The sequence below is a fragment of the Selenomonas sp. AE3005 genome, from assembly GCF_000686945.1.
GTDB lineage: Bacteria > Bacillota > Negativicutes > Selenomonadales > Selenomonadaceae > Selenomonas_A.
The window spans coordinates 337,222-360,266 of sequence record NZ_JMME01000002.1 but is presented as its reverse complement, the minus strand read 5'-3'; the positions used below and the strand labels follow the sequence as shown (position 1 = coordinate 360,266).

Below are 23,045 nucleotides of genomic sequence, written 5' to 3'. Positions count from 1 at the left end.
ACAATTTATCACATACTATTTTATCATATTTTAACTTTAATTCCTACTGCTTTACTGCGTTTACCTGTAAAAATGCCAGCGCCGCCTTCATGCCATCGACAGCCGCACTCATTATGCCGCCGGCGTAGCCAGCCCCCTCACCCATCGGATAAAGGCCTGACAAACCTTCGGCCAGCATTGACTCCCGTTCACGGCGTATGCGGCAGGGAGCCGAGGAACGGGCCTCAACACCAGTCATTACCACGCCGGGATTGGCAAAGCCTTTTATCTTGCCATCAAAGTACGGCAGCGCCCCCTCCAGTGTCTTTGTAATGAAAGCCGGCAGACATTTATGCAGGTCAGCAGCCTTAACCCCGGGCTGATATGTCGGTGCCGTCAAAAACTGCGTAGAACCGCTGGTACCGCCTAAAAAGTCGCCCACTGTCTGCGCCGGCGCGCAGTAATTTGCGCCGCCCAAAGTAAAGGCCAGCTGTTCCAGCTTATCCTGCAGAGCCATGCCGGCCAGTACTTCCTGACCAAAATCCTCTGGTCCTACCTGCACCAGCAGCGCACTGTTAGCTGTTCCCGAATCACGCCGGTAATTGCTCATACCATTTGTGCATACATGTCCTTGTAAAGAAGTGGCTGCCACCACCTGACCACCGGGACACATACAGAAGGAATACGCCCCCCGTCCCGTTTTCGGGTCTTTATAGGTAAGGGCATAATCTGCTACCGGCAGCAGCGGATTGCCGGCATCTTCGCCATACTGTGCCCTGTCGATAAATTCCTGCGGATGTTCTATCCGCACTCCCATCGCAAAAGGTTTGGCCTCCATTCTAAGGCCTTTGGCCAGCAGCATACGGTATGTATCACGGGCCGAATGACCGATACCTAAGAATACATCCGCACAGGGTATGCGTTCTTCATCATTGACCAGCAGTGCCTGTATGCGTCCCTGCTCAATTTCCATATCCGTCACTTGAGCATTAAAACGCACCTCACCGCCCAGGCGGATTATTTCCTGCCGGATGTTTTTCACTACACCGCGTAGCAGGTCTGTTCCGATATGCGGCTTATGCAGGTAACGAATCTCCGCCGGAGCACCGGCAGCAATAAAGGCCGACAGCACATCCTGAATATGCACATCGCTGATTCTGGTGGTTAGTTTACCATCCGAAAAAGTGCCGGCGCCACCTTCACCAAACTGTACATTCGAGCGTTCATCGAGTACGCCCGTCTGCCAAAAACGTTCTATCGCTGCCTGCCGGCTGTCCACGTCGCCGCCCCGTTCGAGTACCAACGGCTGCCAGCCGGCCTTGGCCAGTGTCAGTGCAGCAAACATCCCGGCTGGGCCAAAGCCCACGACCACGGGGCGCAAATCTTCTGCCCGGCGCTGGCGTGTCTGTACCTCGGGGCGTTTTGCCGGCTTTACCTGTTCGAGATTTTTATCCTTGCGCAGTCTTTTTAATACATCTTTTTCCGGCATATTTATCTTCACGTCCAGCATATAGACAAACTGCACAGGCGCACCATGATACCGGCGGGCGTCCACAGCCTTACGCACAATTACCACCTCAGTAACGGCCTGAGGTGGTAATTGCAAGCGTTTGGCTGCAAGCTGTGCAAGTGACCGTTGTTCATCAAAGGGCACCTGCATATTTTTTATTCTAATCACTTGTAACCTTCACTCCATTATTAACTTTTAGTGTTTTGTTTTTCCTTCACCACAATACGTACCAGCACATCGTGATTGGTAACGGTCACTCCCGGTGGCAGCGCTAGTTTAACGGTCTTATCCGTATTGCCCACCACATCAGCCAGGGAAATCTTTTCCGTAGCTACCGTGGTAAGATTGGAAATGATATTCTCCGCACCAGCTATTTCAATCTGCAGCGGATTCGGTTTCATGCTTACCAGTTCTAAATTCTGTGGCAGGTCATTATCCGTAACAGGACGAATAGATACTATTTTCTTGGTCAGACCCCTGGCCATCTGTACCGCCACATACATCGTCGCCGGCTGTATCGTGATTCCCTGAACCTCACGGCCATCGTTGTTGATAGCCGTCAGCGGCACCTGCAGGGCAAAGTCAACATCATTCTTGTTGGTAAGCCCCACATAGCCGATAACCCGTTCCACTTCGCTTACGGCTTTGGACGGTCCTTCAATCATGACCTCCGCACTGGCCTGGCTGACCTTGGCCACCGTCACGCCGGACGCCGGCGAACCATTCACGCTAATATCAGCCCGGACCTTACGGCGTACAATGGGGTCCAGCTCCACGTCCACAGTGTCCGGCTGAACTTCTACGAGTTCAAAGCCCTGCGGCATGTCCACCTTGACCTTATAACTGCCTTTACCGCTTTTGGCCTCCTGCATATCCACATGCGCCTGGAAGTTTTTGTCCCCATTGGCAGCAAACAGCGAACGCGGCCCCTTTACTGTTATTTTGATGGTCTCTGTACTCTGGATAACCTTATAACCATCCGGCACATTTATCAGCTTTACCTGAGCATTAAAGGAACCTTCAATCGAAGGATTCTGGTCATTCATCACGTAGCCCCAAAGAATTACGGCTACTAAAACCGCCACAATCTTGGCGGCTAAATTATGCTGCACGAGGTTGCGAAATCTAGCAATCATACCTTACCCCTCCAGCTCCGTACCATATCCTTGATATTTGTTTTGGGCGCCTCAAAAGCCGGCATCAGCAGTTCCTGCAGATATTCAGGGCTGAGATGACGCATGATATGGCCATTTTCCGCAATGGATATCGTACCGGTTTCCTCACTGACTACCACAATCAGGGCATCACACTGTTCCGACAGACCAATTGCCGCCCGATGACGGGTACCAAGTTCCGTGGACAAGCGCCGATTTTCCGTCAGCGGCAGCAGACAGCCGGCGGCAATCAGACGGTTGCCGCGAATTACGGACGCCCCATCATGCAGCGGCGTATTGACAATAAATACATTAAGCAGAAATTCTGCGGAAATAAGTCCTTCTATCTGAATACCTGTGTCGCAGACATCATTGAGCCCCATATCACGTTCGATAACCAAAAGCGCCCCTGTTTTCGTTGCTGCCAGCTGCTTTACTGCCTTGGTAATCTCCTTGGCCACATTTCTGGCCTCTTCATCATTCAACAGATTTGACGACGCAAAAAATGTTCCCTGCCCCAAATGCTCCAGGGCACGCCTGAGTTCCGGCTGAAAAACAATCGGCAAAGCCACAAACAGCAGCGTCACAGCCTTTTGCAGCAGCCAGGATATAACATGCAGGTCAAACCAGCTGCACACCATGGTCACACCCAGCAGCACCAATATCCCCTTCACCAGGGTGATGGCCCGCGTATCCTGCAACATTTCATATACTTTATACAAAATTACCGCCACAATCAGGATATCCAGAACATCAAACCATCCAATCGTGGACAGGATGCCATGGAATTGTGTTGGCAATGTGATATCAATCGGCATAAAACAAAACTCCTCAAATAAACTGCAGTCACTATTTTCATTATAAAAATATTCGTGTTCCTTGTAAAGAACTCCTTGTCACAATAAGTAATTTTAATCCTTTTTTCTAAAATTTTTATGAAAATCATTTACAAAAAAGGATTTGTCCTCCTAAAAGGACAAATCCTAATGTTAACTGTATTTATTTGATTTCGCGAATCCAGCCTGCCGGCGCCTCTACCGTACCGAGCTGTACACCACGCAGCGTGTTGTAGAGTTTGGTCAGAACCGGGCCCATTTCTTCCATGCCGCTCGGGAAGGAAATCGTCTTATCCTTGTCCACAACCCGGCCTACAGGACAGATAACGGCAGCCGTACCGCAAAGACCAGCCTCGGCAAAGTCTTCGAGTTCCGTAAACTTAACCGGACGATGCTCAACTTTGTAGCCCAGTTTTTCCGCCAACGCTACGAGCGAACGGCGCGTAATGGACGGCAGAATCGAATCGGATTTCGGCGTAACAATGACATTGTCCTTCGTCACAAAGAGGAAGTTAGCGCCGCCGGTTTCCTCAACATAAGTACGGGTAGCTGCATCCAAATACATATTTTCATCAAAGCCCTTTTCATGCGCGAGAATGTACGGGTGCAGACTCATTGCATAGTTCAGGCCGGCCTTGATATCACCGGTACCGTGTGGAGCAGCACGGTCAAAGTCACTGACACAAATTGTGATGGGCTTAATGCCATCTTTGAAGTAAGAGCCTACCGGCGTACCAAACAGACGGAACTGATATTCATCAGAGGGCTTTACACCGATAACAGGGCCCGTAGCAAAAAGATACGGACGCAGATACAGGGCACCGCCAGATTCAAAGGGGGGAATCCAGTCTTTATTGGCAGCAACGACCTGGTCAACAGCCTCCAGGAACATCTCCTCAGGAACCGGCGGCATAACCAGACGCTTAGCAGAATCCATCATACGCTTGGCATTGAGGTCCGGTCTGAAGGTCACTACACGGCCGTCTTTTGTCCTATAAGCCTTGAGTCCTTCAAACACTTCCTGGCAGTATTGCAGGATACCGGCACATTCATTGAGGACAATATTAGCATCCTCAGTCAGGCCACCCTGCTCCCACTTGCCATTTTTAAAATTAGCCACATAGCGCTTAGAAATCGGACGATAGCTAAACCCTAAATTTGACCAGTCAACATTTACACTTGCCATACTAAAACCCCTTTTCTATCATCAAAGTAACTTTATTTTATTCCTACAGTGTACAAATGTCAAGGAATGATTGTTACTTTAATTGACTCTGCAGTTTGCGCAGTTCCATTCTGGCTCCGGCAAGTTTTTCACGAATATCACTGGCCAGCAGGGCCTCACCTTTCTCCTCATACGCCAGGTCACCGGCCAGACCGTGGAGATATACCCCGGCTAAAGGTGCCAGGCCGCTTTCCGTCTGCATGGTCAGGCCGGCAATTGTTCCTGCCAATACATCGCCGCTGCCAGCGGTGGCCATACCGGAATTGCCTTTCGTCGTGAAAAACGCCATGCCATCAGGATAAACCACCATCGTACACTCGCTTTTCACCACCAGCACACATTGATACTCCGCAGCAGCCTCCCTGACAATTGGCAGCAGGGAAGTACGTAAATCATCCACAGATACACCCAAAAGCCCGGCCATTTCCCCTAAGTGGGGTGTCAGCACCGGCACCTGGGGCAATTTGCTTAAGTCGTCCACCTGACTGCGGTATGCATAGATTGCATCGGCGTCCATAATCAAGGGCTTATTAACCCGGCTGACAAACATACGCACGAGTTCCTGCGTTTCCATGGCTCGTCCAAGTCCCGGTCCAATAAGCACCGCATCATGTTTTTCTGCCAGTGCTAAGAGCGTCTTTAAGGCCGCCTCACCGCCCATAACACCCTCTGATTTTTCTTTTTCCGGCACAGGCTGCACCATAACTTCAAGCAGCTGTGACGCCAGCACCGGCTGCAGACTTGCCGGCACTGCCAGAGTCACAACCCCGGCTCCGGCCCGGAGCGCCGCCGTAGCTGACAGCGCCGCCGCCCCCGTCATCCCCAGACTGCCGGCAATCACCAGGATTTTACCACAATCACCTTTATGCACGGCATGGCCGCGTAAGGGCAAAAGTGTTGTGGCCAGACTGTCGTCCAGCAATTCCTGCTGAATGCTGTCACTTTGCAGCAACGTCTGCGGTATACCAATATCGTCCACAATCAGCTCCCCGGTCATTTCCGTGCCAGGGCTCAGCAAATGCCCCACCTTGGGCAGGCCCAGGGTCAACGTCATATCAGCTGCTACAGCCACAGTGGAAATTCTGCCCGTATCAGCCTCCACGCCGCTGGGAATATCAATGGACAGTACTTTTTTCTGCGACTCATTAACTTCTTCAATAATACGCAGAATCTTCTTTTTTAACTCACCCTTGAACCCGGTTCCAAGCAATCCGTCCAGCACAGCATCAGTGAATTTCAGCGCCAGGTGCAGCCGGTTCCAGTCCCTGTCCTCCTCCAGCTTGTGAATCTCGATTCCCATCTGAGCCGCTGTTTTTTCCATGCGGGCAGCGGCCGGTTTTAAATGCGCCTCTTCACAGGTAAGAAAGACTTTTACCTTCGCGCCCATATTCTGCAGGTACCGGGAGGCCGCCAGAGCGTCGCCGCCATTATTGCCGCTGCCAGCCAGCACGCAGATAGACTTGTCACGCACGCCCTGCAGCAGAGAGGCCATTGCCTGTGCCGTACGGTGGCCTGCACTTTCCATCAGCAGCAACTCCGGCAGACCGTATACTTCTGCTGCAGCTTTGTCGATATTACGCATTTCCTCACTTAAAGCTATTTTCATTTCTCTGCCTCCATTACACATTGTGCTGCCGCATATTCTTTGGTGTGAGTCAAAGACAGCCAGACCTTGCTCACATTTTTTTCTTTGGCCATTGCTGCCCAAAAGCCCTGCAAATTGACCTGCGGACACCCCAGTTCATCATTAACGACTTCTATCTCCAACAGCGAACCACCGCGCAGCCCTGTTCCAAAAGCCTTCAGCACAGCTTCCTTGGCCGCAAAACGGGCGGCAAAGCTCTGCGCAGCCTGTTTGCCCCGGCTCTTACAATACTCTACTTCCCGGGCGCTAAACACCCTCTGCTGAAAGTGCTGACTGTCAACAGCCTTGGCCATACGCGCCACTTCTACAATATCTGTCCCTATTCCTACTAGCAAAACTTACCTCCTGTATCTATAGACATAGAATAAGCCGGCTAGTTTAAGCCGGCCCATCTTATTGATTTAATAGGACGTTGTCTGAATGCCGCTGCCTGCACTGCCGCTGGTTGACGGCGTATTATTGGTCATACTGCCTGCCGGCGTAGTGTCAGTGGACCCCTCCTGCTTGCTGGCCTTTCCTTCTTCAGGATTGAACCGGTAATTGCGGGCAATAAAAATTTCTACCCGGCGGTTCTGCGCCTTGCCTGCCTCGGTTTTATTGTCAGCAATCGGACGATACTCACTGTAACCGATAGCACTAAATCTGGCCGGATTAAGCCCGTTATTGGCAGCCAGGAGCGCCTTCATCAGATTCAGGGCACGGGAAGAACTAAGTTCCCAGTTGGAAGGATACTGCGGCGTACTAATCGGCACATTATCCGTATGACCGGAAATGACCACGCGTTCCGGAACAGACGCCAACAGCCCTGACACCACCGGAACAATGGATTTAGCCTGTCCCACCAGCTGTGCTGACCCCGAAGGGAATAAAGCCCGTTCTTTAATGCGAATCATCAGCCCCTCTTCGGCCAGCTGCGTGCTCAGCTGCTCGTCGAGATTATTCTGCTCGATATATTCCTGCATTTTCTTTTGCAGTTCCTCAAGCTGCTGATTTTCCGCCAGATAGGCATGATTACCCTGGTCCTCGTCAGAAATCAGTTCCGAACGCCGTCCCACATTCGGACCAGCCTTATCAAAGAAGGAAGGACCGCCCATATTAAAGGCTGCAGAAAAAGCCTGCGCCAGGTCAGCCATCTTTTTCTGGTCTGTCTGCGAAATAGCGAACAATGCAATGAACAATGCCAACAGAAGTGTCATCAGGTCAGAATAAGGCAAAAGCCAAGGCTCGCCTTCATGCTCCTCGTGGGGAGCGGCATGTTTCTTTCTAGCCATTAAATCACTCCTTCTTCAAGCCTTCACGTGCGGACTGAGGAATGAATACCATCAGCTTAGCTTCAATTGCCGTTGGCGAATCGCCAGCCTGCAAAGACAAAATACCTTCAATAATCATACGTTTCTCACTGACTTCGGCCTTGGACAAAAGTTTCAGTTTGTTAGCCAGGGGCAGATACACAACGTATGCGGTAAAAATACCCAGAATCGTAGCAACGAATGCTGCTGCAATAGCGTGACCCAGTTTGTTAACGTCGTTCAAGTTACCCAGGGCGGCGATAAGACCGATAACGGCGCCCAACACACCGAGGGTAGGAGCATACAGACCTGCCTGCTCCAGCATTGCACGGCCTTCAGCATGACGTTCCTGCATAATCGCCAGTTCTGCGTCCAGTACGTCACCCACGAATTCAGGGTCCATACCATCGATGACCATGCCCAGACCAGTGCGGAAGAACGGGTCCTCAATATCCTGTACCTTACTTTCCAGCGCCAGAATACCTTCACGGCGTGCAATCTGCGAAAGCTCGATGAACATATTCAGCAGCTCTGACTTCTCATGCAGCGCCGGTTTGAAAAAAGCCATCTTAATCAGCTTAGGCAAATTTTTCAACTGATTCATATTGAATGCAGTAAACAAACAGGAGAATGTACCGCAGATAATAATCAGGAATGCTGCCGGGTTATTCAGCGAACTGATAGGCGCACCCTTGATGATCATACCTACGAATACCGAGATAAGACCACCTACTGCACCAATAATTGTTGACGTTTCCAAAATAAAAGCCCTCCTAACCTTCCGTTGCCATCAAAGAGCATCTAAAGATTTCAATTTTTAATTGCACCTAACCTTAGTTTATATAATTCCATGCCGATACAAAAAATCCTACTATAGCGCCGGAAAAAAATTTTAACTTTTTATAATAAATTTTTGTTATTATATCATACATTCATTAAAAGTATGATATAATAGATGAGGATAAAACAAGTTTATAGAGAAAGAAGCGATACGATGGAATTACGACAACTTGAATATTTCCAGATGGCCAGTCGTCTGCGAAATATCACCAGAGCGGCTGAGAGACTCCGTGTTTCCCAACCGAACATCACCGTAGCGATTAAAAAGCTCGAGGCCGAACTTGGTATCCAGCTTTTTGACCGCAGCCAAAAGCAGCTGTCTCTTACCCCAGAAGGAGCAGTCTTTCTCAACCGCGTGGAACTGGCTCTGCGCAACATTCAAGACGCCGTCCTTGAGGTCAACGATTACAAGCAACTGCAAAAAGGCACCATTAAAATCGGCATTCCGCCCATGATGGGTGCCTATCTCTTCCCCAAAATCTTCTCCAGTTTCCAACGCCGCTACTCCCATCTGGAAATCTTCATGCATGAAGAAGGTTCCATGTCTATCCGCGAACAGCTGGAACGGGATGAACTCGATTTCGGCATCATCATCATCTCCGGCGCCAGCAGCCATCTGCAGCTCCTGCCCATGACGAAAGACCAGATTGTCTGCTGTGTCCCCGAGGACAGCCCGCTGGCCAGCAAGAGCAGCATTTCCCTCCATGATATTGCCGAGGAAAACATCATCATGCTTAAAGAGGGTTCCTTCCTGCGTCAGACGATCCTCTCGCAGATGAAAGAGGAAAATATCACACCCAATATCGTGCTGGAATCCAATCAGGTTGTAACCCTTAAGGGATTAGTTGCCAGCGGTGTCGGCATTGCCTTCCTTCTCAATATGGTAGTGGAAGACACGCCTGGTGTCAAGGCTATCCCCCTTGCTGACCCGTTGGTTGTCGACGTGGGCCTGGCCTGGAAAAAAGACCGCTATATCTCCAAGGCGGCTCAGTCCTTCATCGACTTCTGCAAGGATTTGCTCAAAGAACGGAAAAACAAACAGTAAGACAATAAAAAAGACGGCTGCACGCCGTCTTTTTTATTGTCTTACTAACCGTTATTACATAACGATATGTGCCATCACGAAACCCATGCAGCAACCAGTTGCTACACCGATAAGACCAGGAATCATAAAGCTGTGGTTAAGAATGTACTTACCGATACGCGTGGTACCAGAACGGTCGAAACCAATGCAGGCCAGGTCGGAGGGATAAGTCGGCAGGAAGAAGTAACCATAGCAGGCGGAGATGAAGGACATGATCATCACCGGATCCATGCCTACAGACAGTGCCAGCGGTACAACGATAGCGATGGCTGCTGCCTGAGAGTTAACCAGTTTGGAAGTGAGGAACGCGATGATAGCGTATGCCCAGGGATAAGTCGTTACAGCGGCACCAAGGCTCTGCTTGAGGAAGGTCATATGGGCACCGAAGTACGTGCTGGCCATCCAAGCAACACCGTAAACGGATACGAGAGCAACGATACCAGAACGGAATACCTGGCTGTTACCCACGTCTTTTGCCTTGATTTTGCAGGAAATCAAAATCATAGCTGCTACAAAGAGCATTACCATCTGGATAACAATCGTCATCGAAATCGGCTTCATAGCGCCCTTGGCATTCGGGAAATGCGGCAGCAAATCCGGGAAATTGCCCAGGCAGGCAATGACGAAAATACCAGCAAAGAAGATGTACATAGCGCGGTAATAAGTAGCCGGCAGTTCCTTGTCCATCAGGGATTCCGTATCACCATAAACATAGTTGCGGTTTTCCGGGTCCTTGATGAATTCCTGGAAACGTTCATCATCAGCCAGTTCCTTACCACGGCGGTAAGACCAGAGAGCTGCGCAAAGTACGCCAAAGCCCGTTGCCGGAATGGATACTGCCAGAATCTGCAGAACCGTGTAGTTAAAGTTATGAGCAGCAAAGAAACCAACGATGGATACTACAGCAACCGATACAGGGGAAGCACAAATTGCCATCTGCGATGCCACGGAAGCTACAGCCATCGGACGTTCCGGACGGATATTCTGCTTGATAGCGATATCATAAATAATCGGGAACATCGTGTAAACAACGTGACCAGTACCACAAAGCACCGTCAGGAACCAAGTGGTCAGTGGAGCAAAAATCGTAACCTGCTTCGGGTTGCTGCGCAGGAAGATTTCTGCATATTTCAGCATAACCGTAAGACCGCCGGACGTCTGCAGGAAACCTGCGCAGGTAACAACTGCCAGGATTGTCAGCATTACATCAATAGGCGGATTGCCCGGTTTGTAACCGAAAACAAAGGTAAAAATAATGAGACCAATACCACTGATTACTGCCAAGCCAATGCCGCCATGGCGAACACCGACGATTAAGCAGGCCAATAGTACCAAAAGACCGATTAACATTTCCATAATCTTAATCTCCCTTTCCTTAAATATAGTTGTTAAAGACTTACCCCTTAGGTGTGATATTCTTCATAGCCCTTGAAATTCCTGCAACCCTCTGTAAAAAATTTTCAAAACCTTTTAAAATATCGCACATACATGAGTTGGTCTTAAATACTTGCCTATTATACTACACAGCTTATATATAAGTAAATACTATTTATCATAAAAATATTTAATAATTATTTATTTTTATGTTACCTTAATCACAGTTAATAAACATACTGGCAAAATGTCTAAAATCCCCCTTCACTTGACACGTTGTAAACCTTTTGGGTATAATTACTATGTATTTATAATATATTTAGGCAACGGCGCCTTTTGCTACTCCCCTTTTAGGACAGCAGGATAACTGTAACTTTTGGAAAGGGCAGAAACAAAAGGCGTTTAATTATTATATGAAAGAAGGATATCCATGGAACTATTGAACACCATCGTCAATGAAATCAACAACATTCTTTGGTCCTATGTGTTGATTATCGTCCTCGTGGGCTCCGGTATTTACTTTACCCTGTCCACTCGTTTTGTACAGCTGCGGCTCCTGCCGGAGATGATACGCCTGCTCACTGACGGCGTCGGCACAAAAACCGAAGGCCACGCTGTCAGCTCCTTTCAGGCATTCTGTGTCAGCACAGCCTCCCGTGTCGGTGTTGGCAATATTGCCGGCGTAGCCATCGCCATCGTGACCGGCGGTCCTGGTGCTGTCTTTTGGATGTGGGTTATAGCTTTTATCGGCTGCGCTACGGGTTTTGTGGAAAGCACCCTGGCACAGATTTACAAGCTGCCCCGCAAAAATGGTTCTTTTCACGGCGGCCCTGCTTACTACATTAAAAATGCCCTGCATCAGCCGGGCGTAGCCAAACTCTTTGCTATTCTTATTTCTGTAACCTTCGGTCTTATCTATTGCTCCGTACAGGCCAACACCATCGCCCTGTCGGCCCAGACCGCCTTTAACATTTCCCCGGCTATCACCGCCGGTTTCCTGGCAGTTTTCACCGCTCTGGTTATCTGCGGCGGCGTAAAGCGCATTGCCCGGTTCACAGAATTTTTGGTTCCCATCATGGCCGGTCTTTATATTCTAGTAGCCATCATCATTACGATTATGAACATCGACAAAGTTCCCGGCATGCTGGCGCTCATTATTCATGACGCTTTCTCGCCGCAGGCAGCTGTCGGCGGTGGCCTCGGTTCCGCCATTCTCACCGGTGTAAAACGCGGCCTGTTCTCCAACGAGGCCGGTGAAGGTTCTGTACCAAATGCTGCAGCTACGGCAGACGTTACCCATCCGGTAAAACAGGGCCTTATTCAGTCCTTCGGTGTTTATGTTGATACGTGGCTCGTCTGCTCTGCTACGGCCTTTATCGTACTGCTGACCGGTCAGTATACCATCGGCGGTGAACTCACGGGTATCGCCCTGGCCCAGGCCTCCCTGGCCAGCATTTTCGGTGGCTTTGCCCCTGCCGCTGTTTCCTTTATGATTCTTATGTTCGCTTTCAGCTCCATTGTCGGCAACTACTACTACGGCGAAATCAACATTGCCTTCTTCGAGTCTAAGTCAAAAGCCGGGCTGTTCCTGTTCCGCGCCCTCGTTATCTTCATGGTAGTATTTGGCAGCATGGCTGAACTTTCGCTCGTCTGGAATCTGGCTGACCTCTTTATGGGTTTCCTCTGCCTGACTAACCTGTACGCCATCATCCGCCTGTACAAATATGCTCATGTTGCTCTCAACAGCTATCTGGAGCAAAAAAATAAGGGCATTGCTGAACCGGTCTTTGCCCCGTCAGTTCTGCCCAGTGAAAGCGGTATTCACGCTTGGGGTGTAGATAAGGACTAACTTACAGTTTATTACGCCACACAGCATTATTCATGCAATAGGTGGTACAAATGGCGATGGCTAAGGCATCGGCTGTATCATCAGGTTTTGGCGGCTCCGGCAGGTGCAGCAGCTTGGTTACCATATAGATAACCTGTTTCTTATCTGCCTTGCCGTAGCCGGTTACATCCTGCTTTATCTGCATAGGCGTACGCTCTACCAATTGCAGGTTGTTCTTGGCAGCTGCCAGGAGCACCACACCGCGGGCCTGGCCTACAGGAATGGCGGTCGTGACATTACGGTTAAAAAACAGCTTTTCTACGCCCATCACATCTGGTTTGTATTCCTTAATAAGCCGGTCCAGTTCATCGTATATTTTGAGCAGCCGGTCCTCCATCCGCATATTCGGCGTGGTAAAAATCGAACCATAGGCGTGGGGAATCAGGCGGCTGCCTCTGGCCTCCACGAAACCATAACCGCAGATGGCCGTGCCAGGGTCTATGCCTAGTGCTAACATCATTTATCCTTTCATAAAACAATTTCAGATACAGAAAATGGGCTCGTTACGAGCCCATTTTTTATACCTGTTAGTCTTCGTCAGTTTCGTAGTTACTGTACACGTTCTGCACGTCGTCGTTGTCCTCGAGTGCCTCTTCGAGTTTCAGCATCTTTTCGGCATCTTCACCGGAAAGTTTTACCGTATTCTCCGGAACCATGGTGATTTCAGCCGAGGCGGTTTCAATGCCCTTCTCAGCCAGTGCTGCCTCGATGGCGTCGAAAGCCTCCGGCTCAGCCGTGATTTCAAATACTTCGCCTTCGTCCTTCATGTCATCTGCACCGGCCTCCAGTACGATTTCCATGAGTTCGTCTTCATCACCGAAAACTTCTTTTTCTACAACGAAGATAGCCTTCTTGTTGAACATCCAGCCTACGCAGCCATCCTGACCGAGGTTGCCGCCGAACTTGGAGAACAGATGGCGTACATCTGCTGCCGTACGGTTGCGGTTATCCGTGAGGATATCGAGCATAACGGCAGTACCAGCCGGGCCATAGCCTTCGTAAGTGAGTTCTTCGTAGTTGCTGCCCTCAGAAGCGCCGAGACCTTTCTGGATAGCACGGTTAATGTTATCCTTCGGGATATTATTGGCCTTAGCCTTGGAAAGAGCCAGTTTCAAACGCATATTACCAGTGGGGTCGCCACCGCCCATACGTACGGCAATGGTGATTTCACGGCCGATTTTCGTGGTGATACGGCCGCGGATAGCGTCGTTAGCACCCTTTTTACGTTTGATATTGGCCCATTTAGAATGTCCTGACATGCAAAATTCGCTCCTTTTGCTTATTTACCTTCATTATTGAAGAAATTATCGTTAATAACTCTGATAGTATACTACGATTCTTTTTTTTCGTCAAATTGCGAGCATACTATTTGTGTTTTTCCCAAAAACTCCCTGCCTGCGCAAAATTGGGCGCGATGACTACGGCGCCATCTTTATTCATATAGCCCCATTTTTCTCCGATACAAACCGGCAGCAAGCCTTCAGCCATTATGCCGGCGTCCGTAACTTCTGCCGGCAGTTCCTTTACCGTCTGCCCTGACTTGTCAATCAAGTACCAGCCTGCACCCGTATAGGCCGCGGCTACGCCTTCGCCAAAGGGGCGCAGCATTAAGTATCGCGGACTGATATCATGTTTGCCGTCTACACTAATTGCTCCCCACTTCTTATCACGGCGGACCAAGGACATATCTTCTTTAAACGGCAATACCTCATCATAACTGGTGGGGACGATTTCCTTGCCCTGACGATTGATGAAACCGCGCTTTTCATTGCTCTTCAAGGCATTTTTCGGTGGCAGACCGATACTGCCCAGGGCAATACTGGCACCATAAGCCAGTGAGCTCCAGATATTCAGCTTTTTCTTCACTTCGTGAATTTCCGCCACACCATTTTTAAAGGGGCCGATATAGCGCGAGTCACGCGGCAGCAGCAAAATCCCGTGCTTGTCTATATAGCCTTTCCCCTGTGGCGACTGCACCGCTGCCAGGCTCTCGGCAAAACCGGAAAACACCTCACTGAACTGCGGCTGTATTTTCATAATGCCCAGCTTATCAATAAAGCCCCATTTGCCCTGCTGTTTTACTGCGGCCAGTCCGCCGGAAAATTCTTTTGCGCCATCAAACTGCAAGTCGATAACGATTTTACCGCTGTCACTAACATAGCCCCACTTATCTTTTTTCTTAACAGGGGCCAGCATTTCTTCATTGAATTCGCCGATATAATCAAAAACCTCATTACCCAGTGGAGAACCGTCACGCCGCACGAGCCGCCATTCCGTCCCCTGCCGTACAGCAAAGCTGTCATTATTTTCCGCTGCTGCCGTTATTTCATCATAAACAGCCGGCAGCAGCTGCTGTCCTTCACTATTATAAGCGCCCCAGTGCGCCTCATTATTTTCTACCAGATATGTTTTGCCATGATTAGGAATCAAGATAGTCAGGTATTCCACCGGGACTATTACCTTTCCCTCCCGGTTCAAAACACCGCACTTATCCCCCTTCTTCACCAGCAAAGCGCCGTTGTCCCAGGGAATAATCCTATCATAACCCAACGGCACCAGAAAATTTCCCTGCGCATTGATAACACCGCATAAATCATGTTCCTGCACCACAGCCAGCGGTTCAGCTTGCAGGCGGTTATCCCCACAGCCCCATAACATCATAGCTGCCGCCGCTGCTGCCAGCCCCTTTTGCCACCGATTCCTCATGCAGTCCTCTCCTTTGACTTGTCACTGTACCTTAATCTGACACATCTTCATAGCGGCCAGGGCATTGTCGTGGCTTTCCGGCGTAACACCGGCACAGCAGCTGCTGTCCACGCTGACCTTGATTTCCGGGTAAGCTGCCTTGATGAGCATAGCATTGCTGATTACACAGATATCCGTACACAGCCCCACGAGCTCCACTTCTGCCGCGTCGCCCACATATTTAATAAGTTCCATGGAGCCAAAGGTCGGCTTTTCCACCACCGTCCGGGCCTTTTCGACAAACGCCTGCAGTTCCGGCGTTATCTCCCAGCCCTGCGTGCCCTTAATACAATGTTCCACCGGCAGATTCTGCCCCTCCTGCGTACTCAGATAATTCTCGCCATGCGTGTCCATGGTGAAAATGAGGTCAGCCTCACCAGACGCTGTTATTTTTTGCAGCTTTTCTTTCAGCCTGGGCAGCATCGTCTGTGCCTCCTTTGTTCCGAGGCTGCCATCGATAAAATCGTTTTGCATATCCACAACTACAACTATTTTCTTCATATTTCTGCTCCTATCATTGACCATTTTCCACGATTAAACATAAAACAGACACTTGCTCACTGCTTTCATTATAACGCCATTGTTCCAGCTTTGCCATAGGCAAAACCACCTAGATTTTACATAATAATAACCGCTGACAGGTCAGAAACAACTTGTCAGCGGCTGAATTTTCACAGGCGTATAACGCCATACTGTACTTTGCTGTAACGTCCGCCGGCGCGCTCTAAAAATCCCAGTCGGGCAAATTCCAGACTTTTGCTGGATTCTTTGAGAACTACCCTCTGCCGGGCAACGCGTTTAGCCTCGGCAATCGTTTCCACGGTCAGCGGATTCTTGTTGGCCACAGGGCGCAGGGGCGCAATGTTTTTGCTCTCAGCGAAGGGGTGGCGGAACATCGGGTCAAAATAAATGACGTCTACAGAATTATCCGGCTGTGCTTTGAGATAGTCATAAGCCTCTATAGCATGCGTCTTTACCCGGCGCATGGCCGCAATAATCTGCTCAGTATCATTTTCGTAATTGGCCAGTCCATAGCCCACTACCGCCTCAATCAGCGGCTGCGACTCCAGACCGGTAACACTGCCGCTGTCACCGACCACAGCACTCGCCACAATGGCATCAGCACCAAAGCCCAGTGTACAGTCGAGCACATCCATTCCCGGCTCCAGCCCCATGGCCTCGGCCATGCGGTCACCGTCACCAAAGCGCAGGTTTTTCATGCGCAGATGTGCCATATTGGGGTGAAAAAACAATTCTGCCTCCGGCGTTACCAGTGTCAGCAGACCTTTTTTGGCCACCAGCGCAAATTTAGCGTTATAGCTTTGGCAAAGTTCGGGGATATTCGTGCGCCCCCGTTCCGCATAGGGAATGGAGAGTTTTTCTGCCATTTCCCGGGCCAGCTTTTCACTGGGGCGGTTCCACTTACGGCCTGTAGTCGCTATGGCCTGCAATTTATTTTCCAACACTATCTATCAATCACTCTTTCTCAAAAACCAAAGCCTGTCCGCTTGAACATCTTGGCTAAATCCTCACTGCTGAACTTTAAAATGGTCGGACGTCCGTGGGGACAGGTGTAGGGAAATGCCGTTACCGCCAGTTCATCCAGCAGTATTTCCATCTGCCGCATATTGAGCTCTTCCCCGGCCTTGATAGCCGCGCGGCAGGCGGTCGTGGCCAGGCAGGCCTGACGGATTTCCTTGGCAGTGGTTTCATGCATATTGCTCAAATCCGTCAGAATTTCCCGGACAATATCCTCCGCCTCACTGACTGGCACATCTGCCGGCACTTCCATCAGGCGGTAGTCAAAGTCACCAGCGGCCTCTAACTGAAAGCCCAGTTTAGCAAACAGTTCCTTGTTCTCCTCCACCAGAGCCGCCTCTTTGCGGTCAAAGGTCAGGAGCTGGTGTACTAACAGCTGCTGTGAGGGAATGCCGTCCACCATGGCTGACAACTTGTCAAACAGTATACGTTCATGGGCGGCATGCTGGTCAATGATATATAGTCCCTTTAAGTCCTGCGCGATAATATAGGTCAGGTCCACCTGCCCGATAGGAATCATGCGCCCCGTGTTTTCCCCGGCCGGTTCTGCGGCTGACAAATCGTTATTGTGGGCGGCCGTTGACATGTCTGTATTTGACAGGTCAGATTTTGACTTGTCAAGCTGCTGACTGTCAGCTACGGCCTCCCGATGTTCGGCCTGCTGATAATGAACCTGCCGCTCCTGCTGCAGCTGGGCCTGTGCCTCCGCAAAGCTCACCGCCGGTTTTACCGCCGGCCGGCTGACAGCCTCGTAAATGGTTTTCGGCTGATACGCCGGCTGATGATTTGCAGTCAGCGGCTGCCGTGCTGTCTGCGGTGCCGGAGCCGTGGCTGGTACAAACTCCATCGGCTCCATCGTGTACTGCTGCGCCCGGGGCTTTTCCACCACCGCCGCTACGTCCTGCAACGCGCCGCCGGCACTGGGGCGGATAGCGTCCAACACCGACTTATACACGGCCTTAAAAATACGGCTTTCATCTTCAAACTTCATCTCGCTTTTCTGCGGATGAACATTGACATCAATCGTGCGCTGCGGCACGGTGATTTTAAGCACCGTCAGGGGAAAACCGCTTTTAGGAATCAATGAACGATAGGCGTTGTCAATGGCTTTGGCAATGGCTCGATTCTGGATAATGCGCCCGTTGACAATGAAGGTCTGCCAGCTGCGGCTGCTTTTCAGCATAGACGGCTTGGTGATAAAACCGGCAATCTTCAGGTCGTCGTCCTCTAACTGCAGCGTCAACAGGGAATCGGCTACCTGCCCGCCGTAAATGGCCTGCACCGTATCAAACAGATTGCCATTGCCCGGCGTTACCACCGCCGTTTTGTTGTTGTTGATAAACTGAAAGGCAATATCCGGCCTGGACAAGGCCAGTTTGATGATAAAATCATTTATCTTCGAGCCTTCCGTATGATTGGTTTTCAAAAATTTCTTCCGGGCCGGGGTATTGAAGAACAAGTCCTCCACCTTAATGGTCGTCCCCACATTGCAGCCCATTTCAATAATATCCGGCGTCTTGCCGCCAGTTATCTCCACCTTGGTTCCCAGGTCTGCCCCCTGCTCCCTGGTCAGCATGGTGAACCGCGACACAGAGGCAATCGTCGGCAAAGCCTCGCCCCTGAATCCCATCGTGGAAATGGTATTAAGGTCTGAAACCGCCTGTATCTTACTGGTAGCATGGCGCAAAATCGCCATTTGTGCGTCTTCCTTGCTCATGCCCTTGCCGTTGTCCGTCACGCGCATAAAAGAGGTGCCACCGGCCATGATTTCCACTTCGATACGGGTTGCCCCGGCGTCCATGGCATTTTCAATAAGTTCCTTGATTACTGATGCCGGCCGCTCCACCACCTCACCGGCGGCAATTTTATTGATGGTGTTGTCATCTAAAACGTGGATTAGGCTCATGCTTGTCCTGCCTCCCTCTTGGCCTGTGCCTGTAATTTATAAAGTTCATTCATGGCCTCTAACGGTGTCATGGTCATAACGTCCAAAGCCAACAATTTGTCGCTAAGGCTGTTAGCAAACAACGAGCCCATCATGTCCACGGGCTTTTCTGCCGGTGCCGGAGCTGCACTGCCGGTATTTTCCTGCATAACAGCCGCGTCTGCCTCAAGTTCTGCCAGAATATCCTCTGCCCGTTTGGTTACGGACTTGGGCAGGCCAGCCAGCCGTGCTACATGGATACCGTAGGACTTATCCGCCGCCCCCGGTACAATGCGCCGCAGGAAAGCTACCTGCGTACCGCGTTCCTTGACCGCTACACAGTAATTCCTGACGATTTTGTTTTCCAAATCCGTCAGTTCATGATAGTGTGTCGCAAAGAGCGTCTTGGCATGCACCTTCTGCTCGATGTGTTCAATCACGGCCCGGGCAATACTCATGCCATCAAAAGTGCTGGTACCGCGGCCGATTTCATCGAGAATAACCAGACTGTTCTTGGTCGCATATTTTAAAATCTGCGCCACTTCATTCATTTCCACCATAAAGGTACTTTGGCCGCTGACTAAGTCATCACTGGCACCAATACGGGTAAATATGCGGTCAACCGGCGAAATTGCCGCCTCCCGTGCCGGGATAAAGCTGCCAATTTGCGCCATCAACGTGAGCAACGCCGTCTGCCGCATGTAGGTGGATTTACCGGCCATGTTCGGCCCGGTAATCAGCATGATTTCGCAGTCATTATGATTCAGCTTTGTATCATTGGGAACAAACAAATCACGCGTAAGAATGCGCTCCACCAAAGGATGGCGGCCGTCCTTTATGTCAATCTCGCCGTTGGTGGTCATGCGCGGCCGCACGTAGTTATAAGCTACCGCTGCCTCAGCCAGTCCCGTCAGTACGTCCACAATGGCAATTTCATGGGCTGTGCCCTGAATTTCCGTCAGTCTGGTCTTAATGACTTCGCGGACTTCCGTAAAGAGATTGTACTCAATGCTGACGATTTTTTCCTGTGCGCCGAGAATTTTTGTCTCAAACTCTTTCAGTTCTTCGGTGATATAGCGCTCCGCATTGGCCAGTGTCTGCTTGCGGATATAGCGGTCAGGCACCAGGTCAGCACCGCTGTGGCGCACCTCAATATAATAGCCAAACACCTTGTTATAGCCGATTTTCAGTGAACGAATGCCCGTTTCTTCCTTTTCCCGTTCCTCGATTTCCTGCAGCATGGACTTGCTGTCATGGGCAATCCGGCGGTACTCGTCAAGGTCAGCGTTGTAACCTGCTTTAATAATGCCGCCATCACGCAGGGAAATTCCCGGCTCGTCCACAATGGAACGCTGCAATAAATCTACCAAGTCATCAAAGACCTGCATATTTTCATGACAGCCCTTAAGTACCTGCGACTGTGCCTTGGCCAGCTGGCCTTTAATCTGTGGCAGGCACATCAGCGATATTTTAAGCGCAATCAAATCCCTGGCATTGGCCGTCCCCACCTCAATACGCGTCAACAGACGCTCGAAGTCATGCACTTCCTTGCAGCCGGCACGCAGGCCGCCACGCAGAGCAAAGTCCTTGGTCAGCTCTTCCACCGCGTCAAGCCGCTGGTTGATGGGCAGGATATTTAACAACGGGTACTCCAGCCATTTTTTCAGCAGGCGGCTGCCCATAGCTGTTTGCGTAAAATCCAATACATCGAGCAACGTATCCTTCTTGCCGCCATCACGCAGGTTGCGCGTGATTTCCAGATTACGCAGGGTATAGGTATCAATGACCAGATTTTCCGAGGCATCCAAAAAGTTCAACTGATTGAGATGCGTTAAATCCGTCATCACCGTAGCATGGAGATAATCGAGCAGCGTAGCCACGGCCTCCTTGGCCCCTTCATCGCAGGGACGCACATCTGCGGCAAAATGCTCAATAATCCTGTCCTCCACCGCAGGGGAAACGTCCTCAATACGCGTGTACGATACAGCCGGCAGGCGCAGGTCGGTGAACTCCTTTAAATTGTCCATAAAGGACGGCTGCCCCACCACCAGCAGTTCCGGCATGGCCAGACGGTAAAGCTCATCATATAGCATTTGCTCCCGGCTGCCGCCGTCATATATGCCATAGAAACATTCGCCCGTGGAAATATCCGCACCAGCCAGAATAATGGCCTCGCCCTTTTCATAAACCAGCGCAATATAATTATTGGCCGCGTCCTTCAGGGCCGACTCCGACAGCACCGTTCCCGGAGTGATGATTTTTATGACCTCACGCTTGGTCAGCCCTTTGGCCTTGGGGTCACCAATCTGCTCGGCAATAGCCACCTTGTAACCACGGCTCACGAGCTTGTTGATATACCCCTCAGCCGCATGATAGGGCACGCCGCACATAGGTGACTTATCCGTGTCGCCGCTGCGGCTGGTCAAGGTCAGACTGAGCTCCTTTGACACAATTCGCGCATCGTCAAAGAACATTTCATAGAAATCACCCAACCGGAAAAAGAGAATGGCCTCGGGATGCTGTTCCTTGGTGGCCAGATATTGCTGCATCATGGGCGTAAGTTCCATGTAAGCGCTGCACCTCCACAAATCTAAAAAACTATAAATAACGGCAGGAGCTCCCTCACCTTGAGGGAGCTCTCCGCAAAATTATACACGCATGCCTTTTAACACCCAGGTCTGAGGGTGAGTAATCTTAACATTGATGAAATCACCAGGCTGCTCATCCTGATGACTAAAGAGCACGATTTTATTCGTACGGGTATGCCCCGTCCATACAGCCGCGTCATTCTTGCTGGGGCCTTCGACCATAACTTCCATAACAGCGTCCTGCAGAGCCTGATTCTTTTCCAGGCTTATCTGATTCTGCACCTCCATGAGGGCGTTCAGACGTTCTTTCTTCACCGCATCGTCCACCTGATTGTCCATCGTGGCCGCCGGCGTGCCGGAGCGCTTGGAATAGATAAACGTATAGGCCGAATCATAGCGGATTTCCTTTAAGAACGCGAGCATCTGCGCAAAGTCATCTGCCGTTTCGCCGGGGAAACCCACAATCAAATCCGTAGTGAGTGACGCCTCAGGAATACGCGCCCGAATCTTCTTCACGAGTTCCTTGTAGCTTTCCACCGTATAAACACGATTCATGGCCTTTAATAGATGATTGCTGCCATACTGTACCGGCAGATGAATATGCTCACAAAGATGCTCACCTGTGGCAATAGCCTCAATGACCTCATCACTCAAATCCTTGGGATGCGAAGTCATAAAGCGCACACGCTTAATGCCCGGCACCTTATCCACCATCTGCAGCAGTTCCGCAAACGTGGCCAGCTTATGGTCTTTGCCGTAGGAGTTAACATTCTGGCCGAGCAGGGTAACTTCCTTATATCCCTGCGCCACAGCCTGCTCCACTTCTTTCACCACATCTTCGGGACGGCGGCTGCGTTCGCGGCCACGCACATAGGGCACTATACAATAGGTACAAAAATTGTTGCACCCATACATGATGGGAATCCAGGCTGAAAGTTTACCGTCACGGGCCACACGGCTGTCCTCGGCAATCGCCGGCGCTGTCTTATCGTCCAGTGCCGTATTGACCACATGACCGTGCTCCTGCTCAATTTCCTGTACAACCTGATTGAGCTCATGCACCTTGCCGGTCCCCAGCACAAAATCAATATGCGGCGCCCGTTTGATAAGCTTGTCGCTTTCCTTCTGCGCCATACAACCGGTAATGCCGAAAATCAGCTGCGGATTCTTACGTTTGAGATTCTTTATCTCACCGATTTTACCGTAAACCTTATCCTCAGCCGTTTCCCGGACAGCACAGGTATTGATGATCAGCAGATCGGCCTCTGCCATATCCGCATCATCAGCCAGCCGCTCATAACCAATATCCGCCAGCTGCCCGGCCATGCGTTCCGCATCCGCCACATTCATCTGACAGCCGTAAACCAAAAACTTGACATAGCGCTGAGCTTTGCCATTTATTATCTTCATCTTAAATCATTCAGT

19 protein-coding genes are annotated in these 23,045 nt (G+C 50.4%); 2 read left to right on the top strand and 17 right to left on the bottom strand.

The genetic code is table 11. From position 1 onward, the window contains the following. Positions 1-43: 43 nt before the first annotated feature. The 8 genes from DL94_RS0104020 to motA all read right to left on the bottom strand — a co-directional run bounded on the left by DL94_RS0104020 (position 44) and on the right by motA (position 8,398). Entirely contained in the window at positions 44-1,657 is a 1,614-nt protein-coding gene (locus tag DL94_RS0104020) for an NAD(P)/FAD-dependent oxidoreductase (RefSeq protein ID WP_028129035.1), read from the bottom strand. A 20-nt stretch (positions 1,658-1,677) separates the two neighbouring features. Next, positions 1,678-2,625, bottom strand: coding sequence for a CdaR family protein (locus DL94_RS0104015; protein ID WP_028129034.1), 948 nt, complete (start codon positions 2,623-2,625; stop codon positions 1,678-1,680). Beyond that, positions 2,622-3,461, bottom strand: a complete 840-nt coding sequence (gene cdaA, locus DL94_RS0104010; RefSeq protein WP_028129033.1) for a diadenylate cyclase CdaA — start codon at positions 3,459-3,461, stop codon at positions 2,622-2,624. The genes DL94_RS0104015 and cdaA overlap by 4 nt, the downstream gene beginning before the upstream one ends. 181 nt (positions 3,462-3,642) lie before the next feature. After that, positions 3,643-4,665, bottom strand: a complete 1,023-nt coding sequence (locus DL94_RS0104005; RefSeq protein WP_028129032.1) for a branched-chain amino acid aminotransferase — start codon at positions 4,663-4,665, stop codon at positions 3,643-3,645. A 73-nt stretch (positions 4,666-4,738) separates the two neighbouring features. Beyond that, the gene (locus DL94_RS0104000) at positions 4,739-6,310 is read right to left on the bottom strand and encodes a bifunctional ADP-dependent NAD(P)H-hydrate dehydratase/NAD(P)H-hydrate epimerase (protein ID WP_028129031.1); all 1,572 of its coding nucleotides are present in this window, start codon (positions 6,308-6,310) and stop codon (positions 4,739-4,741) included. Beyond that, positions 6,307-6,684 (bottom strand): holo-ACP synthase, encoded by a 378-nt coding sequence (acpS, locus tag DL94_RS0103995; protein ID WP_028129030.1) that lies wholly within the window; start codon positions 6,682-6,684, stop codon positions 6,307-6,309. Before acpS ends, DL94_RS0104000 begins: the two co-directional genes overlap by 4 nt. Before the next feature lie 66 nt (positions 6,685-6,750). Further along, entirely contained in the window at positions 6,751-7,620 is an 870-nt protein-coding gene (locus tag DL94_RS14205; RefSeq protein WP_037371241.1) for a flagellar motor protein MotB, read from the bottom strand. A gap of 4 nt (positions 7,621-7,624) precedes the next feature. After that, complete coding sequence (gene motA, locus DL94_RS0103985; RefSeq protein WP_028129029.1) at positions 7,625-8,398, bottom strand: flagellar motor stator protein MotA; 774 nt, start codon at positions 8,396-8,398, stop codon at positions 7,625-7,627. Positions 8,399-8,632: 234 nt separating this feature from the next. Between motA and DL94_RS0103980 the strand changes: the two genes are divergently transcribed. Beyond that, positions 8,633-9,523, top strand: a complete 891-nt coding sequence (locus DL94_RS0103980) for a LysR family transcriptional regulator (protein WP_028129028.1) — start codon at positions 8,633-8,635, stop codon at positions 9,521-9,523. A gap of 54 nt (positions 9,524-9,577) precedes the next feature. Here the strand turns inward: DL94_RS0103980 and DL94_RS0103975 are convergent, their stop codons facing one another. Beyond that, positions 9,578-10,918, bottom strand: coding sequence for an anaerobic C4-dicarboxylate transporter (locus DL94_RS0103975; RefSeq protein ID WP_028129027.1), 1,341 nt, complete (start codon positions 10,916-10,918; stop codon positions 9,578-9,580). A 448-nt stretch (positions 10,919-11,366) separates the two neighbouring features. On the opposite strand from DL94_RS0103975, the gene DL94_RS0103970 reads away from it, so the two are divergent. Then, positions 11,367-12,785, top strand: coding sequence for an alanine/glycine:cation symporter family protein (locus DL94_RS0103970; protein ID WP_028129026.1), 1,419 nt, complete (start codon positions 11,367-11,369; stop codon positions 12,783-12,785). A gap of 1 nt (position 12,786) precedes the next feature. Here the strand turns inward: DL94_RS0103970 and ruvC are convergent, their stop codons facing one another. From ruvC to miaB, 8 genes are all read right to left on the bottom strand, one after another. Further along, on the bottom strand, positions 12,787-13,281 hold the full coding sequence (gene ruvC / locus DL94_RS0103965; RefSeq protein WP_028129025.1) for a crossover junction endodeoxyribonuclease RuvC: 495 nt from the start codon (positions 13,279-13,281) through the stop codon (positions 12,787-12,789). A gap of 70 nt (positions 13,282-13,351) precedes the next feature. After that, on the bottom strand, positions 13,352-14,083 hold the full coding sequence (locus DL94_RS0103960) for a YebC/PmpR family DNA-binding transcriptional regulator (RefSeq protein WP_028129024.1): 732 nt from the start codon (positions 14,081-14,083) through the stop codon (positions 13,352-13,354). 106 nt (positions 14,084-14,189) lie between these two features. Then, positions 14,190-15,530, bottom strand: coding sequence for a WG repeat-containing protein (locus DL94_RS0103955; RefSeq protein ID WP_028129023.1), 1,341 nt, complete (start codon positions 15,528-15,530; stop codon positions 14,190-14,192). A 21-nt stretch (positions 15,531-15,551) separates the two neighbouring features. Next, positions 15,552-16,070, bottom strand: coding sequence for a cysteine hydrolase family protein (locus DL94_RS0103950; protein ID WP_028129022.1), 519 nt, complete (start codon positions 16,068-16,070; stop codon positions 15,552-15,554). Between the two features lie 170 nt (positions 16,071-16,240). Next, complete coding sequence (locus DL94_RS0103945; protein WP_197020704.1) at positions 16,241-17,035, bottom strand: class I SAM-dependent methyltransferase; 795 nt, start codon at positions 17,033-17,035, stop codon at positions 16,241-16,243. Positions 17,036-17,055: 20 nt separating this feature from the next. Continuing rightward, positions 17,056-19,014, bottom strand: a complete 1,959-nt coding sequence (mutL, locus tag DL94_RS0103940; RefSeq protein ID WP_028129020.1) for a DNA mismatch repair endonuclease MutL — start codon at positions 19,012-19,014, stop codon at positions 17,056-17,058. Continuing rightward, on the bottom strand, positions 19,011-21,599 hold the full coding sequence (gene mutS, locus DL94_RS0103935; RefSeq protein WP_028129019.1) for a DNA mismatch repair protein MutS: 2,589 nt from the start codon (positions 21,597-21,599) through the stop codon (positions 19,011-19,013). Before mutS ends, mutL begins: the two co-directional genes overlap by 4 nt. 81 nt (positions 21,600-21,680) lie before the next feature. Further along, the gene (gene miaB, locus DL94_RS0103930; RefSeq protein ID WP_028129018.1) at positions 21,681-23,030 is read right to left on the bottom strand and encodes a tRNA (N6-isopentenyl adenosine(37)-C2)-methylthiotransferase MiaB; all 1,350 of its coding nucleotides are present in this window, start codon (positions 23,028-23,030) and stop codon (positions 21,681-21,683) included. Positions 23,031-23,045: the final 15 nt, after the last annotated feature.